At 60.6% G+C, this 17,627-nt stretch carries 15 protein-coding genes and 1 pseudogene; 11 read left to right on the forward strand and 5 right to left on the reverse strand.

What is annotated here, in order from left to right; all coding sequences use genetic code 11:
- Window positions 1-257 precede the first annotated feature (257 nt).
- Window positions 258-2,618: a DNA polymerase II gene (locus BM062_RS16875; RefSeq protein WP_092398920.1), complete on the forward strand. Its 2,361-nt coding sequence runs from the start codon at window positions 258-260 to the stop codon at window positions 2,616-2,618.
- Window positions 2,619-2,675: 57 nt separating this feature from the next.
- Here the strand turns inward: BM062_RS16875 and BM062_RS16880 are convergent, their stop codons facing one another.
- Window positions 2,676-3,077, reverse strand: coding sequence for a cupin domain-containing protein (locus BM062_RS16880; protein ID WP_254785119.1), 402 nt, complete (start codon window positions 3,075-3,077; stop codon window positions 2,676-2,678).
- Between the two features lie 467 nt (window positions 3,078-3,544).
- On the opposite strand from BM062_RS16880, the pseudogene BM062_RS25185 reads away from it, so the two are divergent.
- Window positions 3,545-3,610, forward strand: a pseudogene (locus BM062_RS25185) (VOC family protein); the annotation flags it as partial.
- Window positions 3,611-3,772: 162 nt separating this feature from the next.
- On the opposite strand, the gene BM062_RS16890 reads toward BM062_RS25185, so the two are convergent.
- Complete coding sequence (locus BM062_RS16890; protein ID WP_092398926.1) at window positions 3,773-4,642, reverse strand: SDR family oxidoreductase; 870 nt, start codon at window positions 4,640-4,642, stop codon at window positions 3,773-3,775.
- Between the two features lie 37 nt (window positions 4,643-4,679).
- Window positions 4,680-5,612, reverse strand: coding sequence for an NADP-dependent oxidoreductase (locus tag BM062_RS16895; RefSeq protein ID WP_092398928.1), 933 nt, complete (start codon window positions 5,610-5,612; stop codon window positions 4,680-4,682).
- A gap of 100 nt (window positions 5,613-5,712) precedes the next feature.
- Here BM062_RS16895 and BM062_RS16900 point away from each other — a divergent pair, with 100 nt between their 5' ends.
- Window positions 5,713-6,588 carry a LysR family transcriptional regulator gene (locus BM062_RS16900; protein WP_092398930.1) on the forward strand — a complete coding sequence of 292 codons (876 nt, stop codon included), beginning with the start codon at window positions 5,713-5,715 and terminating at the stop codon, window positions 6,586-6,588.
- 318 nt (window positions 6,589-6,906) lie between these two features.
- Entirely contained in the window at window positions 6,907-7,530 is a 624-nt protein-coding gene (locus BM062_RS16905) for a LysE family translocator (RefSeq protein ID WP_092398932.1), read from the forward strand.
- Between the two features lie 384 nt (window positions 7,531-7,914).
- Here BM062_RS16905 and BM062_RS16910 read toward each other — a convergent pair whose 3' ends face one another.
- Window positions 7,915-8,685: an SDR family NAD(P)-dependent oxidoreductase gene (locus BM062_RS16910; protein WP_092399028.1), complete on the reverse strand. Its 771-nt coding sequence runs from the start codon at window positions 8,683-8,685 to the stop codon at window positions 7,915-7,917.
- Between the two features lie 139 nt (window positions 8,686-8,824).
- On the opposite strand from BM062_RS16910, the gene BM062_RS16915 reads away from it, so the two are divergent.
- The 6 genes from BM062_RS16915 to BM062_RS16940 all read left to right on the forward strand — a co-directional run bounded on the left by BM062_RS16915 (window position 8,825) and on the right by BM062_RS16940 (window position 15,790).
- Window positions 8,825-9,217: a MerR family transcriptional regulator gene (locus BM062_RS16915; RefSeq protein WP_092398934.1), complete on the forward strand. Its 393-nt coding sequence runs from the start codon at window positions 8,825-8,827 to the stop codon at window positions 9,215-9,217.
- A gap of 168 nt (window positions 9,218-9,385) precedes the next feature.
- A complete protein-coding gene (locus BM062_RS16920) occupies window positions 9,386-9,898 on the forward strand; it encodes a GNAT family N-acetyltransferase (RefSeq protein ID WP_092398935.1) in 513 nt (170 codons plus the stop codon).
- Window positions 9,899-10,347: 449 nt separating this feature from the next.
- Window positions 10,348-13,260, forward strand: a complete 2,913-nt coding sequence (locus BM062_RS16925; RefSeq protein WP_175501052.1) for an autotransporter family protein — start codon at window positions 10,348-10,350, stop codon at window positions 13,258-13,260.
- Window positions 13,261-13,507: 247 nt separating this feature from the next.
- Complete coding sequence (locus BM062_RS16930) at window positions 13,508-14,110, forward strand: DUF1326 domain-containing protein (protein ID WP_092398939.1); 603 nt, start codon at window positions 13,508-13,510, stop codon at window positions 14,108-14,110.
- Window positions 14,107-14,922 carry a DUF2182 domain-containing protein gene (locus BM062_RS16935; protein WP_092398941.1) on the forward strand — a complete coding sequence of 272 codons (816 nt, stop codon included), beginning with the start codon at window positions 14,107-14,109 and terminating at the stop codon, window positions 14,920-14,922. Before BM062_RS16930 ends, BM062_RS16935 begins: the two co-directional genes overlap by 4 nt.
- Window positions 14,915-15,790 (forward strand): DMT family transporter, encoded by an 876-nt coding sequence (locus tag BM062_RS16940; RefSeq protein WP_092398943.1) that lies wholly within the window; start codon window positions 14,915-14,917, stop codon window positions 15,788-15,790. Before BM062_RS16935 ends, BM062_RS16940 begins: the two co-directional genes overlap by 8 nt.
- 28 nt (window positions 15,791-15,818) lie before the next feature.
- On the opposite strand, the gene BM062_RS16945 is transcribed toward BM062_RS16940, so the two are convergent.
- Complete coding sequence (locus BM062_RS16945) at window positions 15,819-16,730, reverse strand: AraC family transcriptional regulator (RefSeq protein ID WP_092398945.1); 912 nt, start codon at window positions 16,728-16,730, stop codon at window positions 15,819-15,821.
- 100 nt (window positions 16,731-16,830) lie between these two features.
- On the opposite strand from BM062_RS16945, the gene BM062_RS16950 reads away from it, so the two are divergent.
- Window positions 16,831-17,574, forward strand: coding sequence for an SDR family oxidoreductase (locus tag BM062_RS16950; protein WP_092398947.1), 744 nt, complete (start codon window positions 16,831-16,833; stop codon window positions 17,572-17,574).
- The last annotated feature ends 53 nt before the right edge of the window (window positions 17,575-17,627 follow it).

Genomic DNA, 17,627 nt, shown 5'->3' on the forward strand with positions numbered 1-17,627 from the left:
AATCTAAATTGAATTTAAAACTATCGCCCGGATTGCGAATAACTATGGCGCCAATCCCTGGCGATTTTCCGGCTATCGCTTTGCCTTGCAAGCCCTCCTGCTCCGACAACGCGGCAACGGCCAGAGTTTCGGAATAATTGCATTCTTCCGGGCTGGCGTCGGCAGCAAAGTGCATTCATGAAATGTATCATTGCAAGACCTGGTCCCCAGCATCGCGTCGATGCGCAAATGAGAGCAGTTCTATATAAGGCAGTAGCGTGGCACAACAAGGTTTCATCCTGACCAGGCACTGGCGCGACACTCCCGATGGCACAGAAGTCGAGTTCTGGCTGGCGACCGACAGCGGCCCGCAGCATGTCCGCCTGTCTCCCCAGCAGTCGGTGGCGTTCATCCCGGCCGCGCAGCAGCAACAGGCTGAAAGCGTATTGCGCAACGAACGCCGGTTCGAGCTGCGCCCGCTGCTCTTGAAAGATTTCCACTCGCGCCCGGTGCTGGGCCTGTATGTCCAGCAGCACCGCCAGCTGATCAAGCTGGACAAGCTGCTGAAGGAGCATGGCGTCGACGTCTACGAAGCCGACATCCGCCCGCCCGAACGTTATCTGATGGAGCGCTTCATCACGGCCCCGGTCTGGTTCGCCGGCGAGCCGAACGGCAGCGGGCCCATGCTCGACAGCTTCATGAAACCGGCAGCCGGGTATCGTCCGCAGCTGAAGCTGGTATCGCTCGATATCGAGACAACGGCGCATGGCGATTTGTATTCCATCGCTCTCGAAGGCTGCGGCCAGCGCCAGGTGTACATGCTGGGGCCGCCCAACGGAGACGCCGGCGAGATCGATTTCGACCTGGAGTATTGCGCCAGCCGCCCGCTCCTCCTGGAGAAACTGAACCAATGGCTGGAGCGGCACGATCCCGACGCCATCATCGGCTGGAACCTGGTGCAGTTCGATTTGCGCGTCCTGCAAAAACATGCCCAGGAATACGGCATGCCGCTGCGCATCGGCCGCGGCGGCAGCCAGATGGAGTGGCGCGAACACGGCTTCAAGCCGAACCATCATTTCGCGTCCGCCGCCGGCCGCCTGATCATCGACGGCATCGAAGCGCTGAAATCGGCGACCTGGAATTTTCCCTCCTTCAGCCTGGAGCATGTCGCCCAAACCCTGCTGGGCGAAGGAAAATCGATCACCAATCCCTACCAGCGCATGGCGGAAATCGACCGCCGCTTCGCCGAGGACAAGCCGGCGCTGGCGACCTACAACCTGAAAGACTGCGAGCTGGTGACGCGCATCTTCGCCAAGACCGAGCTGCTGACTTTCCTGCTGGAGCGCGCCGCCGTCACCGGCTTGCCGGCAGACCGCAGCGGCGGATCGGTAGCGGCCTTCGGCCACCTGTACCTGCCCCATATGCACCGCCAGGGCTACGTCGCGCCGAACCTCGGCGATGTCTCGGGCGAACCCAGTCCCGGCGGCTTCGTGATGGATTCGCAATCCGGCCTGTACGATTCGGTCGTGGTCCTGGACTACAAGAGCCTTTACCCCTCGATCATCCGCACCTTCCTGATCGACCCGGTCGGACTGGTCGAAGGCATGCAGCATCCCGCCGACAGCGATTCCGTGCCAGGCTTCCGCGGCGCCCGCTTCTCCCGCACCAAACACAGCTTGCCGGCCATCGTCAGCCAGATCTGGCAAGGGCGCGAAACGGCAAAACGCCAGCACAACCAGCCGCTGTCGCAAGCCTTGAAGATCATCATGAACGCCTTCTACGGCGTGCTGGGATCGACCGGCTGCCGCTTCTTCGATCCGCGCCTGGCGTCGTCGATCACCATGCGCGGCCATGAAATCATGCACAAGACACGCGAACTGATCGAGGCCAAAGGCTACCAGGTCATCTACGGCGACACCGACTCCACGTTTGTCTGGCTCAAGCAGCCGCATACGGAGCAACAGGCGGCCCGGATCGGCAATGCACTGGCGCAGGACGTCAACGCATGGTGGCGGCGGCACCTGCGGCAAACGCTGGATATCGAATGCGCGCTGGAACTGGAGTTCGACACCCATTACCATCGCTTCCTGATGCCGACCATCCGCGGCGCCGAACTGGGCAGCAAGAAGCGCTACGCCGGATTGATCGTGAACGCAGATGGCACGGAAGAGATGGTGTACAAGGGGCTGGAGTCGGTACGCTCCGACTGGACGCCGCTGGCCAAGCAATTCCAGCAGCAGCTTTACCAGCACATATTCAAGCGCGAACCCTACCAGTCCTATGTGCGCGACTATGTCAGCCGCACGCTTAACGGCGAATTCGATGAGTTGCTGGTCTACCGCAAGCGCCTGAGGCGGCCTCTCGATGCGTACCAGCGCAACGTGCCGCAGCATGTACGCGCCGCGCGCGTCGCCGATGAATTCAACCGCGAGCAAGGCCGGCCGCTGCAGTACCAGAACGGCGGCTGGATCAGCTACGTCATGACCACGGCCGGCCCCGAGCCGCTGGAAACGCAGCGCTCGGCGATTGACTACGACCACTACCTGAGCCGGCAGCTGCAGCCGCTGGCGGATGCGATATTGCCGTTTCTGGACGATAATTTTGCGGCGCTGGTGGGGAGGCAGAAGGAATTGTTTTAAAGTTGCGTGTTGCCTGCGAGCGCCTGCAATCGGCTACCAGCGGCCACGGCCGCCTGATCATTTCGGCACAAATACGTTAAATTGCCTGCCTGGCACGGTCACCCACGACGCAATGGTTTTTGCGCCTGCCGGCCCTGCTTTAGTGACATGAACATCTTTTGCGGCAAGCTGGTAACTCTCGCCCGCATGGACAACTTTTGCAGGCACGCCATCTACCAGAACTGTTATTTCCCCTTCAAGCACATACACGACCTCAGGCCCGATCGCCTTGTGGCGGGGTTTTTCGGCGTTCGGAGGAAACTCGGCAATCCCCATGCCCATTTCGCGATCGGTTCCCTGCACGCGGATTCTTTGCAAGACTTGTGTTTCCTTTGCTGCCGGCGCCATGCCGGCGGCCATGGCAGGATGCACCGACAGGATGCCCGCCAGAAGGGTGGAAATAGAAAGATATGCTGTCACTATGGGTTCTCCGGACTATTCCATGAATTGATATTTATAATGCGGTAAGACGCACGTTGCAGGGCGTAATAGCGAAGCGCATTACGCCGCATGTGATGCCTCACTAAGGCAAGCGATGTCAAATGAATTGGGGCGAATAGCAATAGGAGAAACTGCATGATGTCGACCAAACATACGGCGTAATGCGCTTCGCTATTACGCCCTACGCCTTACCGCGTTGTAACGTAGTCGTCCAGCCGCTCTGGAAGCAATATGCCTTGTGTCCGATCCCTGCCTTCGATGAAGCGCCCCATATTGATTACCCGAAATATGACGAGATATCGCTAGGACACGGCAACGCTTATTTCGTTTACTCGAAAAACAAGAAAGTTACGTTATATTTGAAGCCGGATCCCGATTGGATCCGTTTTTACACAGTCTGGGCCACCAGCGGTCGTTCGACAGCCCTACACACCTCTGGAGAAATTATGTTTGACCACGTTAAATTTGGAATCAGTGACTATGCAGTGAGCAAAGCATTCTTTCTCAAGGCTCAGGGAAATTGGAGAGCTATCAACGCGGCAACACTTGGGTTCATCTCGATAACATCGGAAGATGTGGGGCCGATGACAGTTGCCTCTTGATGTTCGCTTCCGGCCAGGAGCGAAATTTCATATAAGAGAGCCCACCAAGATGGGCTCCCTCAGCTTAGGCGCTTAATCCTGCTTCAGCAGATCACGGACCGCATCACGATAATTGCGCAGCGGACGCCCCAGCATCTTCTCCAGCACCTCCACTACGCCTGGTGCGGCATGCATGCCGATGGTCTGGATGCGTCCCATCATCAGGCGCATGTCATAGGCCATCCAATCGGGGCCATAGGCCGCCAATTGCTGCTCGAAACCGTCAAGTCCATCTCCACCGTAGTGAATCTCGCGGTGGAGCTCCTCGCCCCAGACGCCGGCGGCAACCGGTCCGGTCAGGATCTCGGGGCCCACCAGTTCGAGCGTGCGGCGCGGCAGCGCATGCGTCGTGTGATGGCGCGCCAACAGCTCGGCCGCCGCGATGTCAGCGATGTCGCGCACGTCGATCATTTCCACTCCGGCCTCGCCGATCGGCATCGGATAGATGCCATAGCCTTCGATCACGGACTTGATACGCTCGTCGTTCTGCATGAAATAGGCTGGCCGCAGGATGGTCGCCGGCAGCTCCAGGCTCTCGATCATCCGCTCAACCGTGTGCTTGCCCGTGAAGTGCGGAACATTTGTGTAGAGATCGGCGTGGATTACCGAGAGGTAGACGATGCGTTCGATTCCCGCCTCCTTGGCCAGATTCAGCGTCATCAGCGCTTGCGTCACTTCATCTGGCGTCACCGCGTTGAGCAGGAACAGGGTGCGCACCGACGACAGCGCCGCGCGCATGGATTTGGGGCTGCTCATGTCGCCCACGACCTCGGTCACGCCGTCGGGTAGCAAGGCCTTGCCGGGCGTGCGAACCAAGGCCTTGAGTTCGACGTTGGCCGACGCCAGGCGTTGCAGGATCAGGGAGCCGATGGTGCCGGAGGCACCGGTAATCAGGATGCTCATGTTGTATTTCCTTTATGAATGGATGCGGATGGATGAGTCAGAGGGAGAAGGCGACGACGGTCTTGCCGAGTTGCGGTCGGGTGCGGTTGCGTTCGATCACGGCGGGCAGATCATCGAAGGGAACCACGGCGTCGACCCGAGATTGCAGGCGGCCGTGCGTGACGTCTACGGCGATCTCCTGTAGCCGCTCGGCGTCGGGCTTGCTCATGAACCACAGGCCGCGGCTGCCGGCGGGAGTGCTCTGCAGGATCGCCGGGGAGGCAGTGCTGACGATGGCGCCGTTGGCAGAGAGCACCTGCCAGGAGCGAGCGAGGGTGTCTGCGCCGACGTAGTCGAGCACCAGGTCAATGTTACTGACAACCGCCTCGAACTGGCCGGTCTGGTAGTCGATGGCATGGTCGGCGCCCAGGCCGAGCACGTAGTCGAAATCGCGGGTCAGCGCAGTGGTGAACACCTTGGCGCCGGCGCGGCGCGCGAACTGCACCGCGAAACCGCCCAGCCCGCCGGCCGCGCCATGGATCAGGATGCGCTGTCCGGCGTGGACGGGCCCGGCGAAGTGCAGGCTTTGCCATGCGGAGACGGCCGCTACCGGCAGTGCCGCGGCGTCGGTGAAGCTCATTGACGCGGGCATGGGAGCGAGGTTGGCTGCATCCACAGCCACCAGTTCGGCATAGGCGCCCAGCCCGCCGAGCGGCCCCATCACGCGATCACCCTTGGTGAAGCGGGTGACGCCGGGGCCAACCTGCTCGACCACGCCGGCCAGCTCGATGCCCAGCACGGTCGGCAACGCCAGAGGGAAGGCGTCCCTGACGTAGCCTTCGCGGACCTTCCAGTCCAGCCCGTTGACGCCGGCGGCGTGCACGCGCACCACGACCTGGCCGGCGCCCGCGACCGGCGCCTCGATGAGGGAAATCCTGGCGGCGTCGGGACCGCCATACTGCATCAGCTGCAAAGCACGAATCTTTTTCATGACAACTCCTTGTGGTTGGGTACGGACCTAACAATAATGTGTTTCATATTCAAAACAAAGACCATAAAATATAGACACACTGTATTGATATTGAGACGAAATGGACATTAACGCGTTGGCAGATTTCCAACTGGTGGCGACCCACGGCGGATTCGGCCGCGCCAGCCGCGCGAGCGGGCGCTCAAAGGCGACCTTGTCGCGCCGGATCGCCGAATTCGAGGAAGCGCTGGGCGTGCGCCTCATCGAACGGGGCGCGCGCAATCTTGAGCTGACGCAGGCGGGACGACTCCTGCTGAAGCGCTCCGAAGCACCGATGCGCGAACTCGCTGAGGCGCTGGCCGAGGCCAGGGAAGGCGTGGACAAGCCGCGCGGGCGACTGCGCATCGCGGCGCCCCTGGTCTTTTCGCAGATGGCACTGGGAGGAATACTCGCCAGGTTTCAGGCGAGCTATCCGGAGGTGCAGGTCGAGGCCGTGGCGGAAGACCGATTGGTTGACTTGGTGGAGGAACACTTCGACGTCACCATCCGTATCAACCCGCGCAAGGACAGCGCTCTGGTAGGCAGGTGCTTCGCCAGAGACCGGCTGGTTCTCGCCGCCGTCCCATCGCTGCGCGCCCCGGGAGGACGAACCGCCAAGCCCGTCTCTACGCCAGCGGTAGTCACGCCGACCTACCGCGACGGCGACCTGTGGTCCGCTACCGACCGCAAGCTGGTGGTGGAGCCGCGGCCGGTCCTGCACCTGTCGTCGTTACTGATGGTGCGCGATGCCGCCGCGGCCGGCGCCGGCGTGGCGCTGCTGCCGCAATCCTTGGCGCAAGGCCTGGTCGACGAGGGCAGACTGACGACTTGGGGAATGGTCGGCGAGGAGGTCGAACTCTGGATCCTGTACACGTCGCGCCGGCTGCAGAGCCCGAAAGTACGGGCGTTTGTCGACTTCATTTGCGGCCAGTATCCAACAGGATGGTTTGTTATTTAACTCTGTCCGCCAGGCGATCCTTGCTCATTTTGCCAGCGCCCCACATCAAGGCCTTCTGGCTTTCCGTGTAATAGATCCGAGATCTTTGGGACATTTGCAACACTCCCACTGTTTGAGCAGTTTATAGTAGTGTGTTGCATCCACCGGTTGAATCCACAGCCAGTAACGGTCATTCAAGATCTTGCCCAGATGTCCAAAAAAATTATTGGCAGATTTAAACTAGACTCGTAAGGCTGTCCAAGAATTAGGAACTCGCCGCTCATTTTTTTGCACCGGTCAAATTTGCGAAATGAACTTTAAATCACGTTAGGGCTCAAGATGATCGAACTCTCCACACTCCTGGCTTTCACTCTACTCAATATGAGCTTCGCTCTGATTCCAGGACCCGACGTCATCTGCATCCTGTCCAATTCAGTCTCACGCGGCGCGTCGGCCGGTGCACAGGTCTGTGCCGGCATCGCTTGTGCGGCGTTAGTGCATGCAGGGGCTGCGACCTTTGGAATCACTGCGTTTCTGGCATCAGTACCCACGGCATTTGTCGTTGTAAAGACCATTGGAGCTGTCTACCTCTGCTGGCTTGGTTGGAAAATGCTGCGCAGCCCTGCCTCTGTCGCCACGGAGCCATCCAAAATCCGTCGGGCATCACCTTTCGCACAGGGCGCTGTATCCAATCTGTTAAATCCAAAGGTAGCTCTCTTCTTTCTCGCTATTCTTCCTCAATTTATAAATCCGTCTCTGGGCAATCCTGGGCTACAAGCGGCCATTCTTGGTCTAGTTTCCATCACATCGGGCACCGCGGTAAACCTCTGCACCGCCGCGCTTGGCGGCCGCGCGCGGCATTGGCTACTAGCCAAGCCAATGCTTTTCCAGCGCTTTCAGCAGTTTGCCGGTGCCGCGCTTGTCAGTCTTGGAGTCAAGGTTGCCTTGGAGCGCGCACGATGAGCCCTAACCACTCCGTCAAGGAAGCCTGCCCGGGGCGGCTCCCTTACGTCGAACGTTAAAGTCTGCTCTTTGGAATCGTCACAGGCCGCTATAGGGCGAAATCAACCTGTGGCGATTGGCTGAAGACGGCCATGACCAGCCACTGGCTTATCTTCTCCTTTGCGGTCGCTGATTCTGTGCGCTGCTCCAAAGCGGCCATTGCATCGATGGCACCAGAACACTTACCTGAACGGCAGCTGTGTATTGAAGGCCGCCGATCGATGGGCCTACTACCGAACGGCGGCAGAGGGTCGTAACGGCACGGTAACGCTGTATCAGTGGTAGACACGATAATAGACAGTCTCCCCCCTGCTGGAATGTCGTGCAAGCATAGGGGGCGAGGAATCAAATCGAGACCCGATGACGAGGTCGGAGCATGTTCGCGACGATTTGCAATATTGTTTGCCTGGGGAGCATCCGAGGTAACCACCCAAGCATGCGATTTGCACCTCCGGGTACGACATGGCTCTGACCTCGATCAAGTGCCTGTAAGCTTGCGTTGACGACAGTATCTGTGGCCATACGCGTGCCGACCCCAGCCTCGGCAGCGCCCACTACATCAAAGAAAGCAGTATCGGTGGCACCTGGGCACACTGCAAGCACGCGCACGCCGCGAGCGCGATATTCTTGCCACAAAGCTTCTGAAAAAGAGAGCACGAAAGCCTTGGTGGCGCCATAGATGGCCATGTAGGGCAGCGGCTGCAGAGCGGCGGTTGACGCCACATTGATGATTGATCCTTCCCCCTGTTTCAACATGGCTGGCAATGCTGCATGGCTGAGTTCGACGACGGCTCTGCAATTGAGCGATATCTCGTCGAGTTGCCGTTCCAGCGACAACGTATCGAAATGACCGTAAGTCGCAAAGCCAGCATTGTTGATGAGGATGTTCGGCGTCAAACCAAGCGCACTTGCCCTCGCGTGGGCGTCACTGGCAGCACCGGTTTCGGTCAGATCGGCTACTAGGGCGTGAGCTCGGATGCTGTGGCGATGCGCCAGCTCCTGTGCCAGGCTGCTTAGCTTGTCGCCTGAGCGTGCGACAAGAGTCAGGTTCGCGCCGCGTGCGGCCAGCGCATGGGCAAATGCCAGGCCTATTCCGGATGAGGCGCCTGTTATCATGATGGCGGTGTTGCGATAGTTGAGTGGTCGCATGGTGAAATGATTCGTTATGAGAGTGTCGACTGTAAAGCGTGGACTATGGTCCATGGTCAATCATTCTTTTCGACAGCTTGCGTCTCGATTGGAAGGAAACTGGGTAATGCGCATTGGTGAAATTGCATCTCGGGCCGGCGTGTCGCGCGATACGGTCCGATTTTATGAACGCATGGGCTTGCTCGACGAGGCAGCTCAGCCTCATTTAAGCAACAACTATAAGGAGTATTCGCCGCTGGCGTTGCGCCGCATTGAGCTCATTACCCACGCCAAGGCGCTCGGATTTACTTTAAAAGAGATCGCGGACGTGATCGTCGCCTGGGAGCAGGACGGGCTGGCGCCGAGCAAAAAAAGTCTTCTGATTCAAGAAAAAATTTGTGAAGTGGAGAAAAAAGCGCACTCGCTATCCATATTGCGCGTTGCATTGTCAGATGCTTTGAACAAAGTAGAAAGCGGTTGCACCGATGAAAGTCTGGCGCAGCTGAAAGAAATGACGTGATAAACATTTTGCATCGTAAAGCGCGAGATTGGCAGCGTATCATTGACGCAGGTGAACGACCACTCTTTAGGATCGCGACCGGCCGCAGTGGGGCGAATTGAGTCTATCGTGACTGGCTCAATTCGGCAATAGCGGCCGGTCGCAAGTCCTCGCGCAATACTGAAAATCATGACTACTCTCGAAACAAAGCGGTTGAAATTGGTTCCACTCTCTGACGAACACCTTGCTGGCTTAACGGCGATTAATAGTGATCCAGAGGTCATGACTTACATCGGCAGCGGCGCCCCAATGTCTGAGGCTGAAAGCCAAGCGATGATCGATCGCGTAAAACCGAGATGGGCCTTGCACGGATTCTCGTGGTGGGGGGTGTTCCGTAAAGACGACAATCTGATGATTGGTGCTGCGACATTGCAGCCATTGGCTGCTCAGGCAGGCGCCGTCCCGGAAATCGGTTGGCGGTTAAGGCGAGACTGTTGGGGACAGGGTTACGCGACTGAAGCTGCTGAACGAATCGTCTTGTTCGCAAAAGAACTGGGCATTCCAAAAGTGGTGGCCGTGGCAAATCCTGGCAATATTGCCTCCATTGCGGTGATGAAGCGGCTCGGCATGCAGTATCGCGGCATCGAAACCCACTACAACGCTCCATGCGCAGTCTACCAAATAATCCTAAACGCGCGGTAAGGCACACCCTGTAGGGCGTAATAGCGAAGCGCATTACGCCGCATGTGATGCCTCACTAAGGCAAGCGATGTCAAATGAATTGGGGCGAATAGCAATAGGAGAAACTGCATGATGTCGACCAAACATACGGCGTAATGCGCTTCGCTATTACGCCCTACGCCTTACCGCGTTGTTTTGTTCCCTTCAACCTCCGCAGCCGGCGTCATGCCGGCTTTTTTGTTTCTGCTTGGCATGTTCTCCGTATGAATTTAGGAATTACCTTAATTAGAGATTAGGCATTGCCTTAATTCTAGGACGTTTCTTATATTCGATAACGAGTCGGTTCCGCATAGTTGCGAGTTGCTTATTCCAGGCATCACTTTTAACTGTAAAGAACCATGAAAACATTGACTTCCCCACCGGCGCTCAGAAAGCACACCCTTGCGCTTGCCGTCAGCAGCCTGCTATCCATGCCATTGGCCTCCGCTTATGCCGCCAAACCGCCGCTGCAAGCGGGTCCCGGCGTGGATCTTGTTGCATCCGGCGATTACGAGTCGAACGGGGTGCCCGTACTGAGCGCGATCAACGGCGGCACTATCACCACCAACGGTCCGGTCAATGTGCTCAACACCAACATCGACACTGGCGTGGGTATATCCACTCGTGGCGCTGGCAGCCGGATCGATTTTCTGGGCGGCACGATTACGGCCCGCAACGGCGTGGAAGCGAGAGACGGATCACACATCAATATCAATAACGCCTCCATCGTCGCCTCGACTCCTTCCTCTTCCGCTCTCACCAACGATACCAGTGGCATCAGGGTGTTTGACAATGGCTCGCAGGTCTCTATAGCGAACAGTGATATCACAGTGTCGTCAGCTCGCGGGAGCGCTGTCGGTATTAATGCCAGCGCTGGCACTCGCGTAGACATCACAGACACAGCGATCCACGCATCCAAGACTGCTGGTAACGGCGTTACGTGGGGTATCGCCGCTGCTGACGCGACGATCGTCATGAACGGTGGAAGCATCACGTCGGACAACCGTAGCGACTATGCTGGCGGCGGCCTCGGCGGCTTTGGTGTGCGGGCGGTCATCAACAGCTATGTCGAGCTGAACGGTGTCGATATCGTCACGGTTGGCGAGAAGGTGCGTGGCGTCATAGCCGGGTCGGGCTCGGTTGTCGTGCTCAACGACAGCCAGATCCGCACCACGAGCGACAATGCCGACGGCATATTCACATCCGGCGGCGCCAGGGTGCAGATTAGTGGCAGCAGTATCCAGACGCAAGGCACGAGTAGCCACGGGCTATTGCTGGACGCTCCTTCCACGGCGGTGCTGCAGGGCAGTACGGTGAGTGTCAGCGGCACGTCGTCCGCGGGTGTGCAGGTCAATGACGGTGCCAGCGTTACCTTGCGGGACAGCACCGTCGAGGCCAGCGGCGCGGGCGGCAGCGCCTTGTCGATGGGTGGCGTGACAGGCGGTTCGGCTACGGTGCAGGTCAGCAACAGCATCTTGAGCAGCGCCAACGGCGCCGCCATCCGGATCTCCGGCCTTAATCAGCAGGTCGCCGCCATCGATCTGCTCAACGGCACTCAGGTTAGCAGCGGCGTCGGGGTCTTGCTCGAAGCCAACGTCGGCACGCAGACCAGCCTGACCATGAATGGCGATGTGCGCGCCGATGGCGATATCGTCATCCACGGCGATGCCATCGTCAATGTGTCGCTGGCCAACCAGTCGCGCTGGACCGGCGCCACCTCCAACCTGCGCAGACTCACGCTGGATACCAGCGGCAAGTGGCAGATCACTGGTTCATCAGACGTGCGCGACCTGAGCAATGCAGGCACAGTGGGTTTCGTAGCGCCTGCCGCCGGGGATTACAAGAGTCTCACCGTGCGTGGCGACTACATCGGCAACAACGGCGTGGTGACGGTGAACACCGTGCTCAACGAAGGTGGCGCGCTGGCTAACCAGCACACTGACCGCCTGCTGGTTGAAGGTAATGCCATCGGGACCACCCTGATCGAAGTCAGGCCGACCGGCCAGGGCGGCTTGACCGACGCCAACAAGAACGGCGTGGTCGATGCCGACGAAGGTATTTCGTTGGTGCAGGTGGGCGGCGATTCGCGCGCCGATGCATTCGCGCTCAAGGGCGGCTATGTCGCCGCCGGTCCGTGGCAGTATACCTTGCACGCCTTCGGTCCGGGCCAGGCTGACTCGTCGCAAAGCGTTCTGCCGGGTGGGAAGCTGAGCTGGGATTATCGCCTAGGCAATACCTATGTCTGCGGAGGTAGATGTGACCCTGGGGAACCCGGGGATCCTGGCGAAATCGACAAGCCTGAGGAGCCTGGAGGGATCGAAAAACCCGAGGAGCCTGGAGGGATCGAAAAGCCGGAGCTGCCGCATCCAGGCCGGATCGCGGTCGTGCCGCAAATACCGTCCTACCTGGTCGCGCCGACAGCCCTGTTCAATTACGGCTCGCGCACCCTCGACACGCTGCACCAGCGGTTGGGCGAGTTGCGCAGCACCGCCGGAAAATCCAATGACCAGCTGGGCGGCGAAGTGTTTGCCCGCGTGCTGGGCGGCCAGCTGAAGTACCGCTCGGACCTGAGCTTCAACGACTACGGCTATGACTTCGAACAGCAGATGAACACGCTGCAGGCAGGCGGCAGCCTGGTCAAATGGAATGCCGGCGACTCTACTATGCGCGCCGGCTGGGCGATCGATCTCGGCACCACCCGCGTCACTCCCCAGGCCGCCGACGGCGAGAGCCATGCGAACTACACCGCCTATGGCGTATCGGGCTGGCTGACCTGGCAACAGGCGAACGGTTTTTACGTGGATGCGGTACTGGGTGCGCAGCGCTTCTCGGGTGACGTCAGCACAACCCTGCGCGGCAGCAACGTAGCAAAGATCCACGCCGACATGTGGACAGCGTCGCTGGAAGTCGGTTATCCGTTTGCCGTAGGCAAGGGCTGGTCCGTCGAGCCGCAAGCGCAAGTGACCCGGCAATGGTTGAACTTCAAGGACTTCAACGACGTGGACGGGCTGACCACGCACATCGCTTCGGCAGCCCAAACCACTGGCCGCCTTGGCGTGCGCGTGGCAAAGACCGACGAACCGAAATTCGCTCCCTACCTGCGCGCGGACCTGATCCGCAGCATCGGCGACCGTCCGCAGGTCACTGTCGCCAGCGAAGCGTGGAATGTCAGCGAAACCTTCAGCGGCGGCCGCATCGGCGCCAGCTACCGCATTGGCGCAGGCGCTTCCAGCCAGTTCGCCAATAACGTATCGCTCTACGGCGAAGCTACCTACCAGCACGGCATGGGCAGCGCGGGCTTGCGTGGCTGGGCCGCAAATGCGGGGGTGCGCTGGAATTTCTAAGGCAACAGACGTCGGCAAGCAATGGCCAACGGGTAAGGCGTAGGGCGCAATGGCGAAGCGCACTACGCCGCATATGGAATGTGTAAATGACGGAAGCGATGCCAAAGAAATTTGAACTAATAACAACAAGGAAATGCCACGTCATCGAACTTGAATTGCCCCACCACGCAGCCTAGAATAATTTATCTCTTGCCGTTGCTAGCTGCGGCGACAAGCCGGTGTTTGTATAGCTGCAACGGAGGCTTGTATGAGCTATCACCTGGAAGGTCGTCTGCTCGAAGTTTGCAATTGCAATGTCCTGTGCCCCTGCTGGATCGGCGAGGATCCTGATAACGGCACCTGCGACACGATCGTCGCCTGGCGCATCGACAAGGGAACGGTCGAGGGAGTCGATGTCAGCGGCAACACCATCGCCGCCGTGGCGCATGTACCCGGCAATATTCTGCTGGGCAACTGGACCGCCGCGATCTACGTCGACGACCAGGCTTCCAAGGCGCAGGAAGAGGCACTGCTGAAGGTCTACACCGGCCAGGCCGGCGGGCCGGTCGCCGAACTCGCCAAGCTGATCGGCGAGGTGGTGTCGGTAGAGCGGGCGCCGATACGTTTCACCGTGAATTCGGGTAAAGGCGAGCTTCAGATCGGCAACGATTATTATGCCGAACTTGAACCCTACCTGGGCGCCACCGGCGGCCAGACTACCCTGTCCGACACCGTGTTCTCGACGGTGCCGGGAGCGCCGGTGTTTGTCGGCAAGGCTCCGACCTATCGCTCCAAGAACGCTGCCCTTGGCATCGATCTGAACATCAAGAACCACAACGCCTTGCAGAGCACCTTCGTCTTCGACGCATGAGCGCTTCGGCTGGTTCGCTGCCGCCCGGAAACTCCCGCCGGCAGCGCGTGTTCCTGCCGGTCTTGGCGGCATTGATTGCGCTCGCGTGGCTGTCGCTATGGGTATGGGGGCGCAGTCCCTACGGCCGCTATCTCGAACATGGCGACTGGACCGCATCCGGGCCGGCGGCGTTCCTGTGCCGTGTCGTTCCTGGCGGCGCAGTGGTGGTGCCCATGGTGCTGTACGCCGCGGCGTGGATACTCATGACGGCAGCCATGATGCTGCCGACCACCTTGCCGTTGTTCAATACGTTCGACCGGCTGACGGCCCAGCGTCCGGACCACGGGCGTCTCCTGGCGCTGCTCGGCCTGGGATACATGACGGCCTGGGGCGCATTCGGGCTCCTGGCGCACGCACTGCATGGCGCCATGCTGTCGCTGCTTGCCACCGTGCCCTCCCTGGCTTGGCATGGCTGGATGATCGGCGCTGCGACAATTGCGCTGGCCGGCGCCTTTCAGTTCAGCAAGCTCAAGTACCGATGCCTGGAAAAATGCCGTACGCCCTTGAGTTTCGTTATCGGTCATTGGCGCGGGCAGGCGCAAGCGCGGCACGCGTTTGCGCTTGGCGTGCAGCACGGCCTGTTCTGCGTCGGATGCTGCTGGGCGCTGATGCTGCTGATGTTCGCGTTCGGCACCGGCAGCCTCGGCTGGATGCTCGTGCTGGCGGCCGTGATGGCGATCGAAAAGAACGTGCGCTGGGGACCGCGTCTCAGCACGCCGCTCGGTGTCGCGCTGCTGTCCTGGGCTGTGGTCCTGGTGGCGATCCATGCATAAGGAGCGCAACGGCCTGCCCGGCTTGCCGGTGATCATCCTCACAACGGCGGCGATGTTCGCCTTCGCGGCCAATTCCCTGTTGTGCCGGCTGGCGCTGCAGCAAAGGGGCATCGATCCCGCCAGTTTCGCCAGCATCAGGCTGGTTTCCGGCGCCATCACGCTCGCCGTCATCGTGCGCTTCAGGGCGGCACGGCTTGCGCCCGGCCATGCCGACTGGCTCGCTGCGGCCATGCTGTTTGCTTATGTCGCATTCTTTTCGTTCGCGTACCTGACCTTGCCTGCAGGCACTGGCGCATTGATACTGTTCGGCGCGGTTCAACTGACCATGTTCATCGCAGGCTTGCGTTCGGGCGAGATGTTCGGAGCCATTGCATGGCTAGGTCTCGCACTGGCTGTCGCGGGGCTGGTCTACCTGGTGTCGCCCGGTGTCGCTGCGCCGCCGCCGCTCGGCGCTGCGCTGATGGCGATCGCGGGCCTGGCGTGGGGCGTGTACTCGCTGCGCGGCCGTGGCGTACTCGACCCGCTGGCGGCCACGGCGGGCAACTTCGCGCGGGCGGCGCCATTGGCCCTGGTACTGAGCTTGCTGTCCGTCACCAATGTCTACGCGGATGCGGCGGGGGTTGCCCTGGCCATTGTCTCTGGCGCACTCACGTCAGGCATCGGCTACGTCATTTGGTATGCCGCGCTGAGCAAGCTGTCCGCCATGCGCGCGGCCACGGTACAGTTGTCGGTGCCGCTCATCGCCGCATTCGGCGGCGTGGCGTTCCTGTCGGAAGCGATCACACCGCGCCTGGCTGCTGCTTCCGTGGCCATCCTTGGCGGCATTGCGCTGGTGCTGGCAAGCAGGTCGCAAAAGCCGCGCCCGTAGCCGCCATCGTGAATCTGGCGCACTGTGTTCACACTGCTTCCCGCGCATAACGCGTTGGCGGCAATCCGACATGCCGGGTGAATGCGACGCTGAACGCGCTGGCGGAGCCATAGCCGACACGTTCAGCAACTTCAGCCACACCGCCCTCTTTCCGCCGCAGCAGGTTCTTTGCCAAAGCCATGCGCCAGGCAAGCAAATACGCCATCGGGGCGACGCCTACCGCGCGGCTGAAGCGCTCGAAAAACGCCGAGCGGGAAAGCGCCGCCTCTTTCGCCAGCTGCGCCACCGTCCACGGCCGGGCCATGCTGTCGTGCATGCACCGTATCGCGACTGCGAGGCGTTCGTCGGCAAGCCCGCGCAAGAGGCCCGGCGACGCCGCGGTCCCCGCCGCGGATCGCAGGGCCTCGATCAGGAGGACTTCCATCAGGCGCGCCAGGATGACATCACGCGCGGGCCGCAGCGCGCGGGATTCTTCTCCCACCAGCTGCACGATGGTGGCCAGTCTGTTGGTAGGCTTGTTCTCGCCGCGCACGTGCAACAGCTGCGGCAGGAGCGAAACCAGCAAGGACGCGTCCGGCGAACCGAAGACGCAGTAGCCGACAAGCAGTTGAACCTCGGGCGGCCCGCTTTGCTCGCCGAGCCTGAACTCGCCATCGGGCAGCGCGACGGGCACGGTATCGATGTCCTCCGGTATTGTCGGCTCGATGCTCGACATGGTGAAGCCATGCACCGCGGGGATCAGGATGAAGTCGCCCTCCTCGAGTCCGATCGGATCGCGGCCGTCGACCGCGAGCCGGCAGGAACCGCCGAGGATCACGCAGTAGAAGGGCTGCCCGGCTTCCGAGCGGCGCACACGCCAGGCGCCAGCGCCGCTGACGACTTTCGAGAACCGGGCCTGCGGCTGGAGGAGTGTGACAACCTCCGTGAGTGGATCGACCATAACTGGACTCCTGCGAATAAAACATGGACTCATGATTGTAGTACGTCCGACCATGCCGAGCTACAGTCCAGGTACTGCAAACCACCTACAGGAATCGCCCATGAAAACAGTCCTCATCACCGGATGCTCATCCGGTTTCGGCCTCGAAACCGCCCGATACTTCCTCGCTCGCGATTGGCGCGTCATCGCCACCATGCGCACGCCGCGCGCGGATCTTCTGCCGCGTTCCGAACATCTGCGCGTGCTCGCCCTCGATGTCACCGATCCGGACAGCATCCGCCGGGCCGTGGACGCCGCGGGGACTATCGATGTCCTGGTCAACAACGCCGGGATCGGCATGCTGGGCGCCCTCGAAGGCACCTCGACGGAAACTGCCCGCGACGTCTTCGAGACCAACACCCTTGGCACGATGGCGATGACCCAGGCGGTGCTGCCGCAGTTCAGGCAACGCCAGGCCGGCGTCATCGTGAACGTCACGTCGAGCGTGACATTGAAGCCGCTTCCTCTGCTGTCCGTGTACACCGCCAGCAAGGCGGCGGTCAACGCATTCACCGAGTCTCTCGCGCTGGAGCTCCAGCAATTCAATGTGCGGGTGAACCTGGTGCTGCCGGGGCGGGCGCCGGAAACCCGCTTCGGCGAAAACGCCCAGCCGCGGATACAGGATGGCATCCCCGAGGCCTACGCCGGCCTGGCGCAGGATGTCTTCGCGGCATGGCGGCAGTCGTCCGCGGTCACGCGGGCACAGGATGTGGCGGAAGCGGTATGGCGCGCGGCGAACGACCCGTCGTGCCCGGTTCGCCTTGCTGCCGGCGCTGATGCGGTGGCGCTGGCCGAGTCATGCTGACATCGGCATCCGGCCTCGGGCGCCGAAAAGCTTTACCGAAGGCGCCTTCGGAT

It is taken from the genome of Collimonas sp. OK412 (genome assembly GCF_900112135.1).
GTDB classification, from domain to species: Bacteria; Pseudomonadota; Gammaproteobacteria; order Burkholderiales; family Burkholderiaceae_D; genus Collimonas; species Collimonas rhizosphaerae.